Source organism: Gordonia sp. L191 (genome assembly GCF_030077625.1).
GTDB lineage: Bacteria > Actinomycetota > Actinomycetes > Mycobacteriales > Mycobacteriaceae > Gordonia > Gordonia polyisoprenivorans_A.
In genome coordinates this window covers 5790990-5810663 of sequence record NZ_CP125996.1, presented here as the reverse complement: position 1 = coordinate 5810663, position 19674 = coordinate 5790990, and the positions used below count along the sequence as shown (strand labels likewise).

General features: G+C 65.2%; 15 protein-coding genes. 9 read left to right on the top strand and 6 right to left on the bottom strand.

Annotated features, from left to right (window positions below; translation table 11 throughout):
- Positions 1–55 precede the first annotated feature (55 nt).
- Positions 56–1360: an acyl-CoA dehydrogenase family protein gene (locus tag QNM97_RS26235; RefSeq protein ID WP_283820992.1), complete on the top strand. Its 1305-nt coding sequence runs from the start codon at positions 56–58 to the stop codon at positions 1358–1360.
- Positions 1361–1584: 224 nt separating this feature from the next.
- Here QNM97_RS26235 and QNM97_RS26230 read toward each other — a convergent pair whose 3' ends face one another.
- The 3 genes from QNM97_RS26230 to QNM97_RS26220 are packed head-to-tail and all read right to left on the bottom strand — an operon-like array spanning position 1585 to position 4948.
- A complete protein-coding gene (locus QNM97_RS26230; protein ID WP_283820991.1) occupies positions 1585–2577 on the bottom strand; it encodes an LLM class flavin-dependent oxidoreductase in 993 nt (330 codons plus the stop codon).
- Positions 2578–2607: 30 nt separating this feature from the next.
- Positions 2608–4140: an acyl-CoA synthetase gene (locus tag QNM97_RS26225; RefSeq protein WP_283820990.1), complete on the bottom strand. Its 1533-nt coding sequence runs from the start codon at positions 4138–4140 to the stop codon at positions 2608–2610.
- A gap of 4 nt (positions 4141–4144) precedes the next feature.
- The gene (locus QNM97_RS26220) at positions 4145–4948 is read right to left on the bottom strand and encodes an SDR family NAD(P)-dependent oxidoreductase (protein ID WP_283820989.1); all 804 of its coding nucleotides are present in this window, start codon (positions 4946–4948) and stop codon (positions 4145–4147) included.
- Between the two features lie 186 nt (positions 4949–5134).
- Between QNM97_RS26220 and QNM97_RS26215 the strand changes: the two genes are divergently transcribed.
- The 3 genes from QNM97_RS26215 to QNM97_RS26205 all read left to right on the top strand — a co-directional run bounded on the left by QNM97_RS26215 (position 5135) and on the right by QNM97_RS26205 (position 8237).
- Entirely contained in the window at positions 5135–5758 is a 624-nt protein-coding gene (locus QNM97_RS26215; RefSeq protein ID WP_283820988.1) for a TetR/AcrR family transcriptional regulator, read from the top strand.
- A gap of 125 nt (positions 5759–5883) precedes the next feature.
- Positions 5884–6528, top strand: coding sequence for a TetR/AcrR family transcriptional regulator C-terminal domain-containing protein (locus QNM97_RS26210; protein ID WP_283820987.1), 645 nt, complete (start codon positions 5884–5886; stop codon positions 6526–6528).
- Positions 6525–8237, top strand: coding sequence for an acyl-CoA dehydrogenase family protein (locus QNM97_RS26205; RefSeq protein ID WP_283820986.1), 1713 nt, complete (start codon positions 6525–6527; stop codon positions 8235–8237). The genes QNM97_RS26210 and QNM97_RS26205 overlap by 4 nt, the downstream gene beginning before the upstream one ends.
- On the opposite strand, the gene QNM97_RS26200 is transcribed toward QNM97_RS26205, so the two are convergent.
- Positions 8218–9108, bottom strand: a complete 891-nt coding sequence (locus QNM97_RS26200) for a LysR family transcriptional regulator (RefSeq protein WP_283820985.1) — start codon at positions 9106–9108, stop codon at positions 8218–8220. The two genes, QNM97_RS26205 and QNM97_RS26200, sit on opposite strands and share 20 nt — an antisense overlap.
- Positions 9109–9519: 411 nt before the next feature.
- On the opposite strand from QNM97_RS26200, the gene QNM97_RS26195 reads away from it, so the two are divergent.
- Positions 9520–11916: an acetyl-CoA acetyltransferase gene (locus QNM97_RS26195; RefSeq protein ID WP_283820984.1), complete on the top strand. Its 2397-nt coding sequence runs from the start codon at positions 9520–9522 to the stop codon at positions 11914–11916.
- A gap of 541 nt (positions 11917–12457) precedes the next feature.
- On the opposite strand, the gene QNM97_RS26190 is transcribed toward QNM97_RS26195, so the two are convergent.
- Positions 12458–13852, bottom strand: a complete 1395-nt coding sequence (locus QNM97_RS26190) for an FAD-binding oxidoreductase (protein ID WP_283820983.1) — start codon at positions 13850–13852, stop codon at positions 12458–12460.
- A gap of 125 nt (positions 13853–13977) precedes the next feature.
- On the opposite strand from QNM97_RS26190, the gene QNM97_RS26185 reads away from it, so the two are divergent.
- The 3 genes from QNM97_RS26185 to QNM97_RS26175 all read left to right on the top strand — a co-directional run bounded on the left by QNM97_RS26185 (position 13978) and on the right by QNM97_RS26175 (position 17125).
- Positions 13978–14406, top strand: a complete 429-nt coding sequence (locus tag QNM97_RS26185; protein ID WP_006369908.1) for a nitroreductase family deazaflavin-dependent oxidoreductase — start codon at positions 13978–13980, stop codon at positions 14404–14406.
- 28 nt (positions 14407–14434) lie between these two features.
- Positions 14435–15349, top strand: coding sequence for a serine/threonine-protein kinase (locus QNM97_RS26180; protein ID WP_283820982.1), 915 nt, complete (start codon positions 14435–14437; stop codon positions 15347–15349).
- Positions 15350–15625: 276 nt separating this feature from the next.
- Complete coding sequence (locus QNM97_RS26175; RefSeq protein WP_283820981.1) at positions 15626–17125, top strand: amino acid permease; 1500 nt, start codon at positions 15626–15628, stop codon at positions 17123–17125.
- A gap of 40 nt (positions 17126–17165) precedes the next feature.
- Here QNM97_RS26175 and QNM97_RS26170 read toward each other — a convergent pair whose 3' ends face one another.
- Positions 17166–18299: an amidohydrolase family protein gene (locus QNM97_RS26170; RefSeq protein WP_283820980.1), complete on the bottom strand. Its 1134-nt coding sequence runs from the start codon at positions 18297–18299 to the stop codon at positions 17166–17168.
- A gap of 205 nt (positions 18300–18504) precedes the next feature.
- Between QNM97_RS26170 and QNM97_RS26165 the strand changes: the two genes are divergently transcribed.
- On the top strand, positions 18505–19656 hold the full coding sequence (locus tag QNM97_RS26165; protein ID WP_283820979.1) for an FAD-binding oxidoreductase: 1152 nt from the start codon (positions 18505–18507) through the stop codon (positions 19654–19656).
- The last annotated feature ends 18 nt before the right edge of the window (positions 19657–19674 follow it).

Genomic DNA, 19674 nt, shown 5'->3' with positions numbered 1-19674 from the left:
CTCTCCCCGACCCATCTGCCGTCCGTGTTGTGATGGCTCCCTTCGGAGGTAGTAAGTGGCTATCGGGTTCGACCTGACGCAGAAGCAACAGCGACTCAAAGCGCGTGCGCGCGAGTTCGCCGTCGACGTTCTGCGTCCCGCTGCCGAGCACGCCGACACGATCGCCGATCCGCACGAGGCGTTCCGCGCGATGCAGCCGATTTATCGGATCGCCGCCGAGAACGGCTTCACTTCAATGTTTCTGCCTCGCGAGTACGGCGGTGGCGGCGCAAGCAACGTCGACTTTCTCGTCGCGATCGAAGAACTCTGCGCCGCCGACCCGGGATTCCCCACGATTCTGCTCGTCAACGGGCTCGCGCTCATGCCGATCTTGTGGCTCGGCACCGAAGAACAACGCGAACGCTGGATCACCAAAGCGACCGAGGACAAGACCGGCAGTTTCCTCGCCGGCTGGGTCGTCAGCGAACGTGGCGGCACCGCCAACTTCGACCATCCCAATCCCATTGCAGGCATACAACTTCTCGCTGAACACAAAGCACGCCATGGCGAGTACATGGTGAACGGAGAGAAGCACTGGCCGGCCAACGCCGGCGGATGGGACCTCCGAGGAGCCGATATCAATGTGTGTGTCGCACGCACCGACACCACCCGCGGCGCCGTCGACGCACTCGGTGTCTTCGTGGTCGAGCGCGGCACCGCGGGCATCACTTACGAGGTCATCGACAAGATGGCTCATCGCACATGCCAGAACGTCACCATGACCTTTCGCAACGCTCGCGTCCCTGAAGAGAACATACTGACCGCCACCAACGGTGACCTGCTCATACATCGCAACTTCACCTGGTCGGCACCCATCGCGAGCATCGCCGCAGTGGCTGTTGCGCGCAGCGCATACGACTTCACGCTCAAGTGGGCCAGAACCTACACCGGCGGAGGAACCGCGCCCATCATCCATCACCAAGCAGTCGGCAACCTTCTCACCGAGATCGCGGCCCGCATTGAAGCCGGGCGATACTTCAGCTGGAAGACTGCCCACTATATGGACACCCACCCAGGGCAAGGCCATGCCATCGCGGGAATGAACAAGACTTATTGCGGCGACCTGATGCACAGCGTGGTGTACGACTGCATGCGCGTTGTCGGCGTCAACGCCCTCGACCGCCGCTTTCCCCTGGCCAAGCTCTACCGGGAAGCTATCGTCTTTCCCCTCTACGATGCCGGAAACCTTGCCATGCAACGCCGCCGAGCTTGGGGTGTGATGACCGACCCGGCATTCTCGCCCGACACTTTCGCGAATAACGAATCGCTGGAATTCACCAGGAGCATGCAAGGATTCGGCACGCGCACTTGTGCTGACTGACGATCGCCCGGTGCCAGCACTCCGGACCGCCCGGGCGCGGTTTCGTCGCTTCGGCGACCGGGTTCACCGGTCAACTCCGAGCGAATCGCGGCCAACCGAGCGTCGCTTCTGTTGCGCGATCATTTCGGAGAAGCCCCTGTATGCGCAGCCCCAGAGCAGCGTCGAAGTCGCCGGTCACGTTGGTTGTAATAATCGAGGTCCCACGGCGTCGATTCCGGCGTGGGTCACATCGCTTCGATGGTGGGGAGGATGTCGTTCTTGAGTCGCTTCATGTCGTCCATGGTCTTTGCGGTCGGTACGTCGGCGAACGGCGGCCATAGCAGCAGAGTGGTCAGGCCAGCCTCGCGGTAGCGCTTGAGCATGTCGGTCACCTGCCGTTCGGAACCGACCAGCAGGTTGCTCGCCTTGCCTGCCGGGGTCTGATCCATGTCGACATCGGTGATCACCGTCCAGATCATGGTGGCGATGTCGAGATCATCGATGCTGCGGTCGGTGTCAAGCTCGCTGAGCTCGCCGGCGATACCCGCGCGCCACTGAGCGATCTCCTCCGGGGAGTCCTGGATACCGATCCAGCCGTCGAGCCCATACGTGGCGACTCGCTTCGCGGCCCGCTTGGCATCCTTGAGCCCACTGAAGTACATCGGTGGTCGCGGAGCCTGCAATGGCTTGGCGCCGAATCCGCTCGGACCGAAGTCGGCGAACTCGCCATGGTACTCGAAGACGCCGTTCGCCCAGATCCCCTGCAGGATCTCGATCGTCTCGCGAAGGTGTTGATGGCGTCTGGGGAAGATGTGACTTGCGCTGGAGGCGGCGAATTCCTCTGGCATCCAGCCTGATCCGAGCGCGACATTAAGGCGCCCATTACTGAGGTGGTCGATGGTGGCCAGCTCGGCTGCGAGCACGCCGGGTGCACGGTAAGGGGTGTCGATGATGCTCATCCCGATCCGAACCTTGGAAGTCTTGGCCGCCAGCCACGGAAGCAGAGGGAATCCCTGCAGAAACTGACCGCGAGAGGACACCGGGAGTTGCTTGGGAAGTTCGTGCATCATTCCGAACGCGTATTCCATCTCCGCTCGGTCCGAGGATTCCGGGACGATGACACGGTCGAGCGTCCACACCGAGGAGAAGTCGAGATCTTCTGCCAAGGCGGTGAGTTCTTCGAGTTCGGTGACGGTGATCTGCTCGCGAAAGTTGGGCAGGTACAGGGCAAGTTCCATGATGAATCCTTCTGTTGAGACCATGTCGTTTCAGGTGGCGGTGAGCGTGGTGCGAATGCTGGGCTTGAGGATCTTTCCAACAGCGGATCGCGGGAGGTCCTGCCAGATCTCGATCTGCTTGGGAGCCTTGACACTTCCGATGCGCGCCTTGACAAAGTCGATGAGTTCGCCGGTGTCGAGGTCGGCGCCGTCCGCGGTGGTGATCACCGCGGTGACGCGTTCTCCCCATTTGTCATCGGGGAGGCCGACGACGGCGCAGTCGCGGACCGCGTCGTGGGCCATGAGCGCTTGCTCGACCTCTGCCGAGTAGACGTTGAAACCGCCGGAGATGATCATGTCCTTGGCGCGGTCGACAATGTGGAGGTAGCCGGCCTCGTCAAGGAATCCGATATCCCCGGTGTGGTGCCAACCGAATTCAAACGCTTCCTTCGTCGCCTCAGGGTTGTCGTAGTACCCCTTCATGACCAATGGCCCGCGTACGCAGACCTCTCCGCGCTGACCGTCAGCGACGGGCGCACCCTTCTCGTCCAGAATGGCGAGAGTCACCAACGGAGACGGCTTTCCGGCGGTGGCCAGTCGTGTGCGATCGATACTGCCATCGGGGGATCGATGATCGGCAGGTGCCAGTGTGGAGATCATCATCGGCGCCTCAGACTGTCCGAACAACTGCCCCATCGGACCGATTCGGTCGAGGGCTTCAGCCAGCCGGTCGGCTGAGATCGGGGCGGCTCCGTACCAGAAACACTGAAGCGACGAGAGGTCGGTGGTGTCGAGCGACGGGTGACCGAGCACCATGTAGATCAACGTCGGTGGCAAGAAGGTGTGTGTGATCCTATGCAGTGCAATCAATTCCAGGAAATCGCCGACATCGGCGTGATCCATCACGACGATCTCGCCACCGAGCGCCAGGATGGGGAAGCACAGCACGCCGGCGGCATGGGTGAGCGGAGCCAGCGCCAGGTAGCGGGGACGGCCGGCGAAAGGGTAGCGCATGAGCACCACCGACGACATGGTCTGCAGGTTGAGGCTGGTGAGCATCACCCCCTTGGGCCGGCCGGTGGTGCCGCCGGTTCCGACGAGGGCAACCACGTCATCGGGCGGCTCGTCGTCGATCGGATCGTCGGCGTTCGCCGCGGCGATCCACTCGTCGAATCCGACTGCGATATCGTTACTTTCACCGAGTCGGATGAGGTTCACCAGTGACGGGAGCGTGGGCGCAATCTCGGCGATGAGCGGATCGAAGGAGGGTTGGTAAATCAGGGTGGTGCAGTCGAATCGATCGATCAACTCAGCGTTCTCGGCAACCCCGTTGCGGGGATTGATCGGACACCAGACCGCGCCTGCGCGGGCGATGCCGAAGACGCATGTGAACGAGGTCGGATGATTGGCCGAGAGGATCCCTACCTTGTCTCCCGGGCGAACTCCTGAGCGGCGCAGAGCTTTGGCCACCGAGTATGAGAGTTCGACGACCTCACCATAGGACCGGCTTTCTCCGTGAAATGTCAGGCATGGCGCATCTGGACCGAGGGAAGCACCCTTGTCGAGATAGAAGGCGAGGGTCACGCGATCACATGCCCATTCCGCCGTCGACGGGCAGACCCGCACCGGTGATGAACTTCGCCGCGTCGGACGCAAGGAAGACCACCGCGTCGGCCATGTCATCGATCTGGCCGAGTCGGCCCAGCGGAGTGAGCTCGGCGACCGCACCAGCGGCGGCCTCGGGGGATTCGAATAATCCAAGGCCCGCGGTCTCCACAGCAAGCTTGTTGCCCATGGCGGTCGGAGTAAGACCCGGGTAGATGCAGTTGACACGCACGCCGTAGCCGAGTTTGCCGGACTCGGCGGCCGCGACGCGGGTGAGCCGGTCAATGGCGGACTTCGATGCGGAGTAAAGGGAGATGCCGGGGAAGGCGATGGTCGCAGCCACTGAGGCAATGTTGACAACCGCGCCGCCCACTCCGGCCGGTCCGCCTGGGCGCATGGCGCGGAACGCGTGCTTGATCCCCAGCGCGGTGCCGAGGACGTTGATCGCGAGCAGGTCGGATGCGGCGCGGGGGTCGAAGTCGACGAGCAACTCGGTGATCTCGATGCCGGCGTTGTTGACGACGATATCGAGGCCGCCGAGGGCGCCCACGACCGAGGTTACAGCGGTCTCCCAGTCCGATTCCTGCCGGACGTCGAGGTGGACGAATTCAGCCTTGGCACCCGCGGCGCGCAGGTTGTCTGCGGTCTCTTGTCCCAGGTCGGTGTTGATGTCGGCGACAGCCACCGAAGCTCCCGCGGCGGCCAGGGCTGAGGCCATTCCGGCACCCAAGCCCTGCGCTGCACCGGTAACAAGTGCAATCCGGCCACTCAGGTCATAGCTCGTCATCTCATTGCCTTTCAATCGGGAAGTCACATCCCGGGTCACTGATGACCGGGTCGCCGTAATGCGATGTGGATCACAGTACGAAAGACATTGGACAGGTGTCAAGAGTTTCTTGGACAACTGTCAAGCCCTGATGGGAGAGCCATGCCCCACCGTGACTGGGTGCCGAATGAGCCGTAGGATCGAGTGATGACGACCACGACCGCGCGTTCCGAGTCGCGTTCTGGCGTGCGTGGTACAGACAAGTTCGAGGCGCGCCGCAGCGAGCTGGCAAACGCAACTCTGGTGACCCTGGCGGAGCTGGGATACGCGCGCACGAGCCTGCGTGAGATCGCCCAGAACTCCCCCTACTCCCACGGCGTCCTGCACTATTACTTCCAGGACAAGCTGGACCTCATTGCCGAAGCGGTGACCATCTTCGAGGCGATGTGCGTCACACGCTACGACGAGGCTGTTGCCACCTCCGCGACAGCCGAAGAATTGCGTGGTCAGTTCACCGAGATGTTCTTCACCACGCTCGCCTCGGAATCACATCTGCATCGTCTGTGGTATGACCTCCGCAACCAGACACGGTTCGAGTCCTCATTGCAGGCTGAGGTTGCCGAGATCGAAACCCGTCGTGCACAAATGATTTGGAACGTCATCGACCGCTACTGCGAGTTGCGCGGCGAGCCTTCGAGAATGTCGGAATCGTTGGCATATGTGACATTCGACGGAATCTTCCAACGCGGACTCGACGACCTTCTCAACGGCGTTGCCATCGAGGCGCTCCAGTCGCGTCGACTCCTCGACGAGGCGTTCGCCGCGCTGTAGCGACAATCAAGTTCGGTGTGCAGAGGTGGTCCACTGGAGCGCCGCCGCCGACTCTCATCGCATCCACGCTTGCAGGATTTGTCTCACCTATTTATTGTTTTTCATACAAACATCAGGGAGAAGCCATGGCCGCCACACGTCGAGCCAGCCGGGAGGCGGGCAAGGCCACCCGCAGCGCACTGCTGCATGCGGCCGGCGAGGTGTTCGCCGAGTCCGGTGAAACCGCGTCGGTGGCGCAGATCTGCGCCCGGGCCGACGCCTTTCCCAACCAGGTCACCTACTACTTCGGGTCCAAGGAGCAGTTGTTCGTCGAGGTGGCGTGTGCGGCGGTGCTGCGCGCTGGTCGCCATGCCGAGCATGCCGCGGCGTCGGCGACAACGGTGCGTGACTACACCCGCACCCTCGTCGAGACGCTCCTCGGACCGCAGTCGCGCAACGTCGAGCTGTTCACCACCGCCATGCTGCTGGTGTCACGTCGCACCGATCTGCGCCCCCACATCACCGAAACGCTGTCCACCCTGCACGACAGCGGCGAGGCCGCACTCCTCGACACCCTGGTCCGCACCGGATGGCAGCTGCGGGCCGAGATCGGCGTCGAGGCCCGGGCCTTCTGGTCGGCGATTTTCGGTCTGACCGTCCAAAATGCCGCCACCGGAGACGAATTGGGGACATCCGTCGCCGAGGCCGTCACTGTTCTGTTCACCAACATGGGTATCCCCGACAGCGTGCTCGACCAGCCGTTGACCCCCACCGGAAAGGCATCGCCGTGACCTCGACCGACCCGACCACTACCGACCCGAGCGCCACCACCGAATCGGCCCACCCTCAGCCACATCTGACCCACACGGTCTTCAATCAGTCCACACCACGCGTCGACGTCAACGAGTACGAGCTGAATACTGTTCTGCAAGAGGCTGTTGTGCGTCACGACGCGGGATGGGCCGAGGCAGAGCTGCGTGCGGTCGGCGCACTCGTCGGCAGCGCGGAGTTCCAGCACGACGCGCACTTGGCCAACACCATCACCCCCGAACTGCACACCTTCGACCGGTGGGGCCACCGCATCGACGAGGTCGAGTACCACCCGTCGTATCACCGCATCCTTTCCGCGTCGATTTCCCATGGCGCCCATACCCGTTGCTGGGCCGACCCGCAGCCGGGCTCGCATGTCGCCCGAGCCGCGGTGTTCATGCTCTTCGGTCAGATCGAGCCGGGCCATGCCTGCCCGGTATCGATGACGCATGCGGTGATCCCGTCACTGGAACTGCAACCCGACGTCGCTGCCGCCTGGGTACCGAAAGCACTGTCACGCAGCTACTCTCCCGAACTGTCCGCCGACAAAACATCGGCGATCTTCGGGATGTCGATGACGGAGAAGCAGGGCGGGTCGGATGTCCGCGCCAACACCACCGTCGCCCGACCGGTCGGCGCGGGCGGCCCGGGCGCGGAGTACCTGCTGACCGGACACAAGTGGTTCTGCTCGGCGCCGATGTCGGATGCGTTCCTGGTGCTTGCGCAGGCCCAGGGCCCCGGCGGGGAGGGACTGTCGTGCTTCCTGCTCCCCCGCGTTCTGCCCGACGGAACCCGCAACGTCTTCCGCATCCAGCGGCTGAAGAACAAGCTGGGCAACAAGTCCAACGCGTCCAGTGAGATCGAACTCGACGGCACCGTCGCGCTGATGGTCGGCGAGCCTGGCCGCGGAGTGCGCACCATCATCGAGATGGTCGCCCAGACCCGACTGGACTGCGTGCTGGGCAGTGCCGCCGGGATGCGACAGTCCGTCGCCGAAGCGGTGTGGCATGCCCGCCATCGCGCGGCATTCGGTGCGACGCTGGCCGACCAGCCGGCCATGATGGCCGTATTGGCCGATCTCGCACTGGAATCCGAGGCGGCCACGGTCACCGCGATGCGCCTGGCGCGCGCCCACGACGAGGATGCCTCGGACACCGAACGTGCCTTCCGCCGCCTCGCGACCGCTGTAGCCAAGTACTGGATCTGCAAACGCGGCCCGCATCACGCCTACGAGTCCCTGGAATGCCTGGGCGGCAACGGATACACCGAGGACTTCCCACTCGCCATGCGCTACCGCGAACAACCGGTGATGGCCGTGTGGGAGGGTTCGGGCAACGTCATCGCCCTCGACGTGCTGCGCGCCATGACCCGTGAACCGGAATCGGTCGGCGCCTTCGACGCCGAGGTGAACCTGGCACGCGGTGCGCACGCCGACCTCGACGCCCACCTCGACCGGTTGCGCACCCAGCTCGGCGAACTCGCCGGACTCGATGCCGCAGCCGCTCAGCGCAACGCGCGACGGGTCATCGAATCGATGGCGCTGGCACTGGAGGCGTCTCTGCTCGTGCGGTTCTCACCGACCGAGGTCGCCGAGGCATTCATCGCCGCGCGACTCGGCACCGACCGCGGATTCGAGTACGGGGCCCTACCCACCGGCACCAACCTGGAGCTCATTCTGTCTCGTCAGTGATCCCGACCGCGTCGAGGATGGCGTTACGGATCCTCGACGCGGTGTTGGGCAGCCACATGGCCATCACCGGGGTCATCGGCGGATCGTCGAACGAGACGACGCGAATCTGGTTCTGGTACAACCATCCCGGCTGATTGGTGACGAACGCACACGCATCCGGATGGGTGATCACCGACATGTGTGGTGGGGTGCCACGCAGATTCGACACGACGATCTCCGGCTCGAAACCGGCTCGGCGACAGTACGACACGATCATGTTCTTGTAGTCGTCCTCGAGTTCGGACACCACGATCGGATGATCGGCGAGATCGCGCATCGCACACGTCGGATTCTTCGACAGCTGATTGTCGGCATTGACCGCCAGCCGTAGCTCGTGCCGAGTGGCGATGGCACCGGCGAGATCGGTCGGCGCAGTGTGCGAGCGGGCGAGCACCATGTCGACATCGCCGGACATGATGGCGTCACGGATGTCACCCGGCCACAGCGGCTTGACCGTGATCAGCAACGACGGATCGGCCAACACAGCACCCTCGATGACCTGGAACACCTCAGACGGCGCCAACCCCGGCGTGTGCCCGATGGAGAACGGGTCGGGCTTGTTGTCGTCGATCATCTTGACCTCGGCCGCGAGATTCGACCCGCCCGCCAGCAACGGGATTGCCCCCTCGTACAGCGCAACCCCGGCCGGCGTGGGCGTCAGAGTTCGTCGCGACCGAGAGAACAACTCGACGTCGAGTTGCCGCTCGAGTTCGCGAATGGCGACAGAAAGCGCCTGCTGGGAGATGTAGAGCCGCTCGGCCGCCACCCGCAACGACGGGGCATCGACCACCGCCATGAACATCCGCAGCCGTCGAAGATCGAGATCGCGCATTACCGGCCTACCGCCTTTCTCGCCCCACCCTCAAGGTCGCCTTGTTGGAAGACAACATATCCGATATCGATGAGCGTCGTTTGTCATTCTATTGTTGTCAATACCCCAAGTGGTTGACCGCGTTCGGGTGGACTCTGAGACAGAGACCATTTCCCGCACGTGATCGGCGTGGCATCGGGGGGTGCCATGTCGTCGACCGGCAGCCGACAAACAGCCGCACGCTGGCGCTTGACCGCGGGGCGATCCACATCACGGCCCCGCACGCCGCGGCACAGAGGGGTTGCCGCGGCGTACGGTCACGCCCTTCCCCACGGCCCGTCGATCGTGCATTCTCACAGGCGCATCGGTAGCGCCGCCTGGTCACATGGAACGATGGTGAGCACATGTCTCATGTGACCGGGAGGACACCGCATGACCCACGGGGCCCAGCTTCACGACCTCGATCCGCGCACCCCCGTCATCGTCGGCGTCGGGCAGGCGTCCGAACGCATCACCGACGACGACTACCGGGGTCTGGGTGAGGCCGATCTGGCCGCCCGCGCGCTCGATGCGGCGCTGACCGACACCGGCGTCGGACCCACCGACGTGGCACGGGCCGTCGACACCGTCGTCGCGGTGCGATCCTTCGAGGTGTCGAGTCCGCTCTCGTCGTCGCCGCTGGGCCGTCCGGACAACATGCCGCGCGCGGTCGCCGGCCGGATCGGGGTCACGCCGCGGCGCGCGGTCACCGAGGTGGTCGGCGGACAGAGCCCGCAGAAACTGGTCGACGAGTTCGCGCAGTCCATCGCCGACGGCAATGCTGACGCTGTGCTGATCTTCGGCTCGGAGGTGATGTCGACGGTTCGGCACGCGCTCAAGTCTCTCCCCGCCGAAGCGCGCCCCGACTTCTCCGAGACGGTGCCCGGCGATCACGAAGACCGCGGATTCGGGCTCAAGGGCCTCACCTCGGTGCAGGAGGCGCGACATGGGCTCCTCGAGCCGATCACCCAGTACGCACTGCTGGAGAACGCGCGGCGGCACCATCGGGGACTGTCCCGCGCCGACTACGCGCGGTCGATGGCCGAACTGTTCGCCCCGATGTCGGCGATCGCGGCCGCCAATCCGCATGCGGCGTCGCCGGAAGCGCGATCGGTCGAGGAAGTCGCGAGGGTGTCGGACTCCAATCGCGCGCTGGCCGAACCGTATACGCGCCTGCTGGTCGCGCGCGATCAGGTGAATCAGGCCGCGGGGGTCGTCGTGATGTCGTTGGCCAAGGCCACCGAACTCGGAATCGATCCCGCGCGTTGGGTATTCGTGCACGGGCACAGTGATCTGCGGGAGCGGCCGTTGATGGAACGCGACGACATGTCGACGAGTCCCGCGTCGATCGCCGCGATGAACGCCGCCCTCGACATGGCCAGCCTGACCCTCGACGACATCGCCTTCCTCGACTTCTACAGCTGCTTCCCGATCGCGGTGTTCAACATCTGCGATGCCTTCGGCCTGCGCGCCGACGATCCGCGTGGGTTGACCGTCACCGGCGGACTGCCCTACTTCGGCGGCCCGGGCAACAACTATTCGATGCACGCCATCGCCGAGGTCGTCGATCGAGTGCGTTTGCGCCCTGGCGCTTTCGGTCTCGTTGCCGCCAACGGCGGCCTGATGAGCAAGTACTCGGTGGGCATCTACTCCGCCACACCGACCCCGTGGAGGGCCGGCGACGACGCCTGCATCCAGCGAGAACTCAACAGCCGACCGCCCGTCGACGAACGACGCAACGCCGACGGCGCCGCGACCATCGAAAGTTTCACCGTGTTGCCCGCGGACAAGAACGGCCGTCGAAAGTCCATCGTCGTCGGCCGGCTCGTCGACGGCGCGCGCTTCGTTGCCAACGGCGCCGAGGGCGACGACGAACTCCTCGAATTGCTCACCGCGGGCACCGATCCGATCGGTTCGCCGATCGTCGTCCGGTCCTTCGCCCGCGGAAATCGCGTGGCCGTCTCCGATGAGCGGATGTCCGAGTTGTTCCCGGTCAGACCGCCCGGCTTTCGGGAGGAGTACGAGAACGTCGTCATTCGTCGCGATGGTCATGTCCTCGAAGTGACGATCAACCGGCTGGCGGCACGCAATGCCCTCGACCCGGCGGCCAACGCCGAACTCGACGAGATCTTCGACGCCTACTTCGCCGACGCCGACCTCTGGGTGGCGATCCTCACCGGCGCGGGCGACAAGGCCTTCTCCGCCGGAAATGATTTGGCGCACATGGCCGGTGACGCGATGCTCGCGGTCCCGAAGAACGGTTTCGGCGGTCTCACCTCGCGCCGGGAACTACCCAAGCCGGTGATCGCCGCCGTCAACGGCGTGGCCCTCGGTGGTGGTCTCGAGATCGCCCTGGCGTGCCACGTCATCGTCGCCGACGAGAAGGCGAGTTTCGGCCTGCCCGAGGTCAAGGTGGGCCTGGCCGCCGCCGCGGGCGGACTCGTGCGGTTACCGCGCGCGATCGGCCCGGCACTGGCCCGCGACATGATCCTCACCGGCCGCCGCATCGACACCGCCGAGGCCTACCGCATCGGCCTGGTCAGCCGCATCGCCGACCACGGCCAGGCACTCGTCGCCGCACGTCAAGTGGCACAGGAGATCCTGGCCGGTTCGCCGACGTCGGTCCGGGCGTCGTTGCAGGCGATGGCCGACGCCGAGGCCATCGACGACCCGGTCGAGGCGATCGAGGCGACCTCCTCGGTCCTCGACTCGCTGCTGATCAGTCAGGACACCATCGAGGGGATCAGCGCGTTCGTCACCAAGCGTCCCCCGCGGTGGACGGGGCGGTAGGGTTTTACGGGTTCGGGGTGGTGGCGCGGAAGGCATTGTGTCTCAACGGGTCTCGAGGCTCGTCGCTATCGCTCCTCACACCTCGACCAGCGGGTGAAACGTCGCCACCAGGTGGCGGCCACCACCCCGCCGATGGTCGAGGTGCCCGAGCCCGCCAGGGCGAGGGCCTCGAGACCCGGCGACACGACAACGCCGACACGGAACCAGCACCGGCACAAAAGGTCTCGAGGCTCGTCGCTATCGCTCCTCACACCTCGACCAGCGGGAGAAAACGTCGCCACCAGGTGGCGGCCACCACCCCGCCGATGGTCGAGGTGCCCGAGCCCGCCAGGGCGAGGGCCTCGAGACCCGGCGACACGACAACGCCGACACGGAACCAGCACCGGCACAAAAGGTCTCGAGGCTCGTCGCTAACGCTCCTCACACCTCGACCAGCGGGAGGAATGGCCGCCGCCGGGTAGAAGCACACCAGCGGGAGAAGCGGCCGCCGGCGGGCGGCGGCACACCAGCGGAGGAAGGGCCGGCCACCCGGAGGGGTGGGTCAGAGGATCACACCGGGATTCAGCAGGCCGTCGGGATCGAGGGTGGCCTTGATGGCGGCGGTCAGCTCCATGACGTCGGGGCCGACCTGATCGGGCAGCCAGCCCTTCTTCAGGCGGCCGACGCCATGCTCACCGGTGATGGTGCCGCCCAACGAGATCGCGAGGTCCATCACCTGGCCGAACGCCTTCTGTGCGCGGTCGTGCTCGTCGGCGTCGTCGGGATCGAACACGATGAGCGGATGGGTGTTGCCGTCTCCGGCGTGGGCGATCACCGAGATCATCACCGCGTTGTCGCTCGCAATCTTGCCGACCCCGTCGATCAGTGCGGGCAGTGCCGGTAGCGGCACCCCGACGTCTTCGAGCAGCAGCGAACCGAGTTTCTCCACCGCGGGGATGGCGGCGCGCCGGGCAGCGGTGAACGCCTCCCCTTCGGCGGCGTCGGCGGTGTCGAAGACCTCGGACGCACCGCAAAACTCGAAGGCCTCGCGGATGATCTCGACCTCGGCCACACCGGCCGGGCCCGGCGCGTCGGACTGCGCGACTAGCAGTGCTCCCGCGTCCCGGTCGAGGCCCATCCGCAGCATGTCCTCGACGGCGTTGATCGAGACCTTGTCCATGAACTCGAGCATCGTCGGCCGAATCCTGGCAGTGATCGCCAGAACCGCCTCGCTCGCCGAATGCACCGACGCGAAGGAACCGACCACCGTGCACGCCGACGCCTGCGGTGGCAGCAGCCGCAAGGTGACCTCGGTGATGATCCCGAGGAGCCCCTCGCTGCCGACGAACAGTTTGGTCAGCGACAACCCGGCCGAATCCTTGAGTTGCTTGCCGCCGAGGCGGATCGCGCGGCCGTCGGCGAGCACCACCTGCATACCGAGCACGTAGTCGGTGGTGACGCCGTACTTGACGCAGCACAGTCCGCCGGCGTTGGTGGCCACGTTGCCGCCGATCGAGCAGATCTCGAATGACGACGGGTCCGGCGGATACCAGAGATCGTGTGCCGCGGCAGCGGCCTTCACCTCGGCGTTGAACAGCCCCGGCTGCACCACCGCGGTTCGGGTGGCGGTGTCGATGCTCATCTCACGCATCTTTTCCGTCGAGAGCATCACCGCGCCGTCGACGGCCGTCGAACCTCCCGAGAGGCTGGTGCCCGCGCCTCGGGTGATGATCGGGACGCGACGAGCGGCACACCAGCGGACCACCGTCTGGATGTGCTCGGTGGTCGTTGGGCGGATGAGCGCGAGCGGTGTACCGGCCGTCGGGTCGAAGGCTCTGTCCTGCCGATACCCGGCAAGGATGTCGGGGTCGGTGACGATCATCTGGTCGGGGAGGTCGGCGCGCAGATCGGCGAGGTCCACGCTGCCGATCTCGGTACTCGTGTGCACACTGCTCATGGGTTCAGCGTAGGCGTGGCCGCCGGGTGCCCGTGTCCCTTCCTGAGACCCGCACCGGCACGCCCCTGCGGTGAACGTTTGGCCAACGTCCACACTCCACCGTCGCCCTCACGCACTATGGAGTGATGACCGACTTCAACAAGACCATCATCGACGAGTTCCACGCCAACGACGGCACCGTCACCACCATGGGCTTCGGCCGTAACCTCGTCCTCGTCCACTCCATCGGCGCCAAATCGGGAGCGCAGCGGGTGACGCCACTGATGTCGCTGCCCGATGGCGCCGGAGGCCGCTTCATCGTCGGGAGCGCGGCCGGCTCTCCGAAGGATCCGGCGTGGGTGCACAACCTGCGCAAGAATCCGGAGATCACCATCGAATACGCCGGCGAGAAATCCGGGATCGAAAAGCATCCGGCGACCGCCACCGAACTCGATCCGGCGCAGCGTGAGCAGGCGTGGCAGGGTTTCGTCTCGGCGTCCGAGCAATTCCTGAAATACACCGAAACCGCCGAGGGCCGTGTCTTCCCGATCTTCCGCCTGACGCCCAAGAAGTGATTTTGGCACCAGCCGATATCCTGACGAGATGTTCGGGGTTGGCGAGACGGTCGCGGGTTTTGTGGTCGACGCCGCCGTCGGTCACGGCAGCAGCGCCGACGTCTACCGGGTGCACCGCACCGACGAGTCGACGCCGCTCGCACTGAAGGTTCTCCACGCCGACGACGGCGACACCGGCCGGGCGCGAGAACGCTTCGAGCGAGAGTTCGCGATCGCGTCGCTCCTCGATCATCCGCACATCGTGGCCATGGTCTCGCGCGGTGAGATGCTCGTCGATTCGTCGCCGCCGCGGACGCAGCTCTGGCTGGCGATGCAGTACGTCGCCGGGCCGTCGGCGATGTCGCTGATCCCGCGTGAGGATCAACAGCCGCGGGTGCCCGCGGTACTACGCGTGGCAGCTCAGATCGGTGACGCCCTGGACTATGCACACTCCCGCGAGATCCTGCATCGGGATGTCAAACCCGCGAACATCCTGTTGACCTCCACTTCCGACGACACCGATGCCATGCTCAGCGACTTCGGTATCGCACGACTCCTCGACGACACCCGGCCGCTGGCCCGCAACGGTCGTGTGCAGGGATCCATCGCCTACGCCGCACCCGAACTGCTTCAAGCACAACAACTCTCCCCCGCCACCGACGTGTATTCGTTCGCGTGCTCGCTGGTGGAGTTGTTCACCGGGCTGCCGCCGTTCCCGCGGTCCACGCCGTTCGCCATCACCTACGCCCACCTGCGTGACGAGCCGCCGAAGCTCACCCGGCGCCGCGATTGGCTTCCGTCGGCGCTGAATTCGGTGTTCGCCAAGGCGCTCGCCAAGAAGCCCGAGGAGCGCTACCAGACGTGCACCGAGTTCGTCGACATCATCTCCCGCGCCCTGCGTGACGTGCCGGTACCGGCACACAATCCGCGACGGCGGCGCCGCGTGCGCGGATATCCGGGCTGATCGGCGATCCCCTGCCGATGTGACGCCGACCACACCCGGCCGTCATGTTAAATCGGACATTCGGCCCACATCCGTTTCGGGGCAGTTCTTTTCGTGCCCAGTGGTCCGATGTCCGGGTCGGCGAATCGCGAATTTGTTTACATGGATCTCCCATTCATGTCACAACCGCTCCCTAACTTGGGTTTCCGTCCATCACACATGTGCCGCAGTGCAACCCGCTCGCGGCCGACGACGCCGGTCGACCCACCACCTGTCGACCCACACCTAGGGGAACCATTGACGGCCGAATCATCGACCTCGTACGACAATTCCGCTCTGACCCATGAGGACGAGGGCTATCACAAGAGTCTGAAGCCGCGGCAGATCCAGATGATCGCCATCGGCGGCGCGATCGGCACCGGCCTGTTCATGGGCGCCGGCAGCCGACTCCACGATGCGGGCCCGGGCCTGTTCATCACCTACGCCGTCTGCGGCGTGTTCGTGTTCTTCATCCTGCGCGCCCTCGGCGAGCTGGTGCTCCATCGCCCGTCATCCGGGTCGTTCGTCTCTTACGCGCGTGAGTTCTTCGGCGAAAAAACAGCTTTCGTCACCGGTTGGCTCTACTTCTTTAACTGGGCGGCCACCGCCATCGTCGACGTCACCGCGATCGCGCTCTACGTCCACTATTGGGGTATGTTCGAGGCGATTCCACAGTGGCTGATCGCATTGGTCGCCCTGTGCATCGTGATGGCCATGAACATCATCTCGGTGAAGCTGTTCGGCGAGATGGAGTTCTGGGCGTCGATCATCAAGGTCGCCGCACTGGTCACCTTCCTCGTCGTCGGCATCATCTTCCTCGGCGGACGCTTCGACATCGACGGCGCCGCCACCGGATTCAGTGTGATCTCCGACAACGGTGGCATGTTTCCGACCGGCATGTTCTCACTGGTGATCGTCACCTCCGGCGTCATCTTTGCTTACGCCGCAGTCGAATTGGTGGGTACCGCCGCCGGTGAGACCGCCGAACCGGCCAAGGTCATGCCGCGCGCCATCAACTCGGTCATCGTGCGCATCGCCGTGTTCTACGTCGGATCGCTGGTGGTGCTGGCACTCCTGCTGCCCTACACCACCTACAAGGCCGGCGAGAGTCCGTTCGTCACGTTCTTCTCCAAGATCGGCGTCCCAGCCGCCGGCGGCATCATGAACCTCGTCGTCCTCACCGCGGCGCTGTCGAGCCTCAACGCCGGTCTCTACTCCACCGGCCGCACCCTGCGGTCGATGGCGATGAACGGCAGCGGCCCGGCGTTCACGGCCAAGATGAACCGCAACGGCGTGCCCTTCGGCGGCATCGCGCTGACCGGTGCACTGACTCTGCTCGGCGTCGTACTCAACCTGTTCGTCCCGGCCGAGGCCTTCAACATCGCCCTGGATCTCTCGGCGCTGGGCATCATCTCGACCTGGGGCATGATCGTCGCCTGCCAGATCCAGCTGTACCGATGGGAGCAGAAGGGCATTCTCACGCGGCCGGCCTTCCGGCTGCCGGGCACGCCGTACACCAGCTACCTGACGCTGCTGTTCCTTGCGGCCGTCGTGGTGTTGATGTGCTGGGACAACTACTGGAATCTCATCGCCATCATCGTCGGTATCCCACTGCTGACCGGCGGTTGGTTCGCCTGCCGCGGCAAGGTGTTGGCGATCTCCCGACAACGCCAGGGCTACACCGGCGAGTACCCGGTGATGCCGCAACCGCCGGTGCCCGAAGGCCCCGGCGAGACCGAGGCGAAGGATCGGGACTGACGGACCGCCGCGCAGGGTGAGGGGTGCCGGGCGGCAGACCTCACCCCGCGCGCGTGTGTTCCGGCGCGGTGATGCCGTACACGCGGCGCGCGGTGTTGCGAAAAACATTGCCCAGCACGTTGCCTCCCCAGGGTTCGAGGATCTCGGTCAGGCTCGCGATGACGGTGTCGATCGATGCATTCGGTTTGTCGATCGGGAAGTTGGAGCCGAACATGACCCGGCTCGCACCGAAGTGACCGACGACGTGCTGGACCAGCGGGCCGATCATCTGCGTCAGGGTCTCGCGGGCACCGATGTTGCCCCACGGCTCACGGCCGTAGCCGAGAACCGGCATGGCCAGCCCGGAAAGTTTGACCACCACATTGCGTTCGGCGGCAATCGAGGTCATGCGCTCGCGCCACAGGCGCAGGATGTCGGCGCGGGCCGCCGCGGTGGTCCCGGTGCGCAGCCCGACGGGGCCGAAAGCGCCTACCGGACAACCGAAATGGTCGACGATCACGGTGGTGTCCGGGAATTCGCGGGCGAGGGTGATCACGTCGTAGAGCTGGTGGGAGTAGACGAAGACCTCCACGGCGAGCCCGCGGGCGGCGACCTTCTCGACGCCGGAGAGGAAGTCGGCCGATGCGAGCATGCCGTCGACCGGCCCGGCCGATCGGACCTTCGGGTCCGGATGGCGCGTCGCGTTGACCTGGATACCGCGCACCCGATCGCTGAGCGCGCGTTGCGCGTCCAGGCGCGCCTCGAAGCCCTCGGCCCGAGGGTCGGCTCGCATCATCACCGCACCGAGCGTCGGGGCCACGCCGACCCCGAATGGCAGTCCCAGCACGTAGTCGATCTCGTCGACGGCCTGTCGGCTCGCGTCTGGCTCCTCGACATCGCCGAGGCGCCAGTACGATTCGGACACCACCACCGACTCGATACCCACCCCGACCACTTGCGCCACCGGCGCGATGTCGGCACCATAGTGTCGCGGCTCGTACGCACGGCCGATGATGTGCGGGGTCAACACATAATCGCGCTCGGCTTGGGGAACGGCGACAGAAAAGAGCCTGTCCCCCACTTTGGGGACAAATCGGTATCCACGCGCGACGGGATTGCGCGACCACGGTGTTCGACGCGGATTCCATTGTTGGACGTGGGCGTCGACGATTCCCGATATCGTTCCGGCCAACATTGTCACCATTCGAGATTGCCATAGTTGTTGACGCATCTCATGCGTTCGACGGACGAAAAGAATCACCGGTCGTCGCCATCGGTGGGTCGGCTGCGCCACGGCGACGGCCTGCGGGTGAACCGAACTGTCGGTGACGCAGGGCAGAATGGAGATGTTGTCGGTTGACCGGTGATCGGTGACCAGTGATCGGTGGGAGGTGTGCGCAATGGCGAGTCATTCCCGCCATGTGCTGCATCAACTCCGCGACCTGATCGCCCACGATCCCGATCGCTTCGCCCGCAACATCTACACGCGCCTGTTCGCCATCGACCCCGACCTGCGCGAACTGTTCGGCGCGATGATGTCGCAGCAGCGCGAGGCGTTTTACCACGTCATCGACCACGTCCTCGACGTCATCCCGAGCCCCGACGGACAGGCCGAACTCGTGGAGTTCCTGGCGCAACTCGGGCGCGACCACCGCAAGTACGGGGTACAGCCCGAGCACTATCAGGCGATCTTCCGGGCGTTGATGGGTGAGTTCGCGGTCACGCTCGGCGATCAGTGGGACGACGAGGCCCAGCGGACCGTCGGGCAGGCGATGATGCTCGTCACCGGTGTGATGCGCGGAGCGGCGCAGACCGCGTCGGGGCCGGCGACCTGGACCGCCCGCGTGGTGGAGAAGTTCCGCATCAGCCGCGGTCTGGCGGTGGTACGACTTGTCACCGACACGCCACTGCGATTCAACACCGGCCAGTACCTCGAGACCCAGATCCCCCAGTGGCCGAAGGTGTGGCGCAACCTCTCACCGGCGATTCCGCCCAATCCGCACGGCGAGTTGGAGTTCCACGTGCGCGCGGTACCCGGCGGCACGGTCAGTCCGGCGATCGTCGGCCAGACGCAGCCCGGGGACGTGTGGACGTTCGGTCAGTCGCACGGCACGCTGCACATCGACGGCGACCGTGAGGTGCTGATGGTGGCCGGCGGTACCGGTCTCGCGCCACTACGCGCCTTGCTCATCGAGATGTCGGCTCTGGCGACCTCACCGCCCACGCACGTCTACTACGGCGCGCGGTACCCCGGCGAGCTGTACGACCTGCCGGTGTTGCGGCAGATCGCGACGACCAATCCGTGGCTCACGATCACCGCGGTGTCGGAGGAGCAGACCGATCCGTGGTGGCTCGACGACCCGGTCCGGCCCGCCGAGCTCGGTATCGAACACCGCATCGGTCGGCTCGTCGACGTCGTCGGCGCTTCGGGTACCTGGGACGACCGTCAGACCCTGATCACCGGCTCACCGATGATGGTGGAGAACACCCGGCGCGGGCTGATCATCGCCGGGGTGCGGGCCAGCCTCATCCAGCACGACCCCATGTTCTAGGGCGTGTCTCGTCGCTGC

Bases quoted from the DNA above. Each gene is read 5' to 3' on its own strand.
- QNM97_RS26230 (WP_283820991.1), bottom strand. From the start codon at position 2,577: ATGGAACTTGCCCTGTACCTGCCCAACTTTCGCGAGCAGATCACCGTC.
- QNM97_RS26220 (WP_283820989.1), bottom strand. From the start codon at position 4,948: ATGACGAGCTATGACCTGAGTGGCCGGATTGCACTTGTTACCGGTGCA.
- QNM97_RS26215 (WP_283820988.1), top strand. From the start codon at position 5,135: ATGACGACCACGACCGCGCGTTCCGAGTCGCGTTCTGGCGTGCGTGGT.
- QNM97_RS26210 (WP_283820987.1), top strand. From the start codon at position 5,884: ATGGCCGCCACACGTCGAGCCAGCCGGGAGGCGGGCAAGGCCACCCGC.
- QNM97_RS26200 (WP_283820985.1), bottom strand. From the start codon at position 9,108: ATGCGCGATCTCGATCTTCGACGGCTGCGGATGTTCATGGCGGTGGTC.
- QNM97_RS26195 (WP_283820984.1), top strand. From the start codon at position 9,520: ATGACCCACGGGGCCCAGCTTCACGACCTCGATCCGCGCACCCCCGTC.
- QNM97_RS26190 (WP_283820983.1), bottom strand. From the start codon at position 13,852: ATGAGCAGTGTGCACACGAGTACCGAGATCGGCAGCGTGGACCTCGCC.
- QNM97_RS26185 (WP_006369908.1), top strand. From the start codon at position 13,978: ATGACCGACTTCAACAAGACCATCATCGACGAGTTCCACGCCAACGAC.
- QNM97_RS26180 (WP_283820982.1), top strand. From the start codon at position 14,435: ATGTTCGGGGTTGGCGAGACGGTCGCGGGTTTTGTGGTCGACGCCGCC.
- QNM97_RS26170 (WP_283820980.1), bottom strand. From the start codon at position 18,299: ATGTTGGCCGGAACGATATCGGGAATCGTCGACGCCCACGTCCAACAA.
- QNM97_RS26165 (WP_283820979.1), top strand. From the start codon at position 18,505: ATGGCGAGTCATTCCCGCCATGTGCTGCATCAACTCCGCGACCTGATC.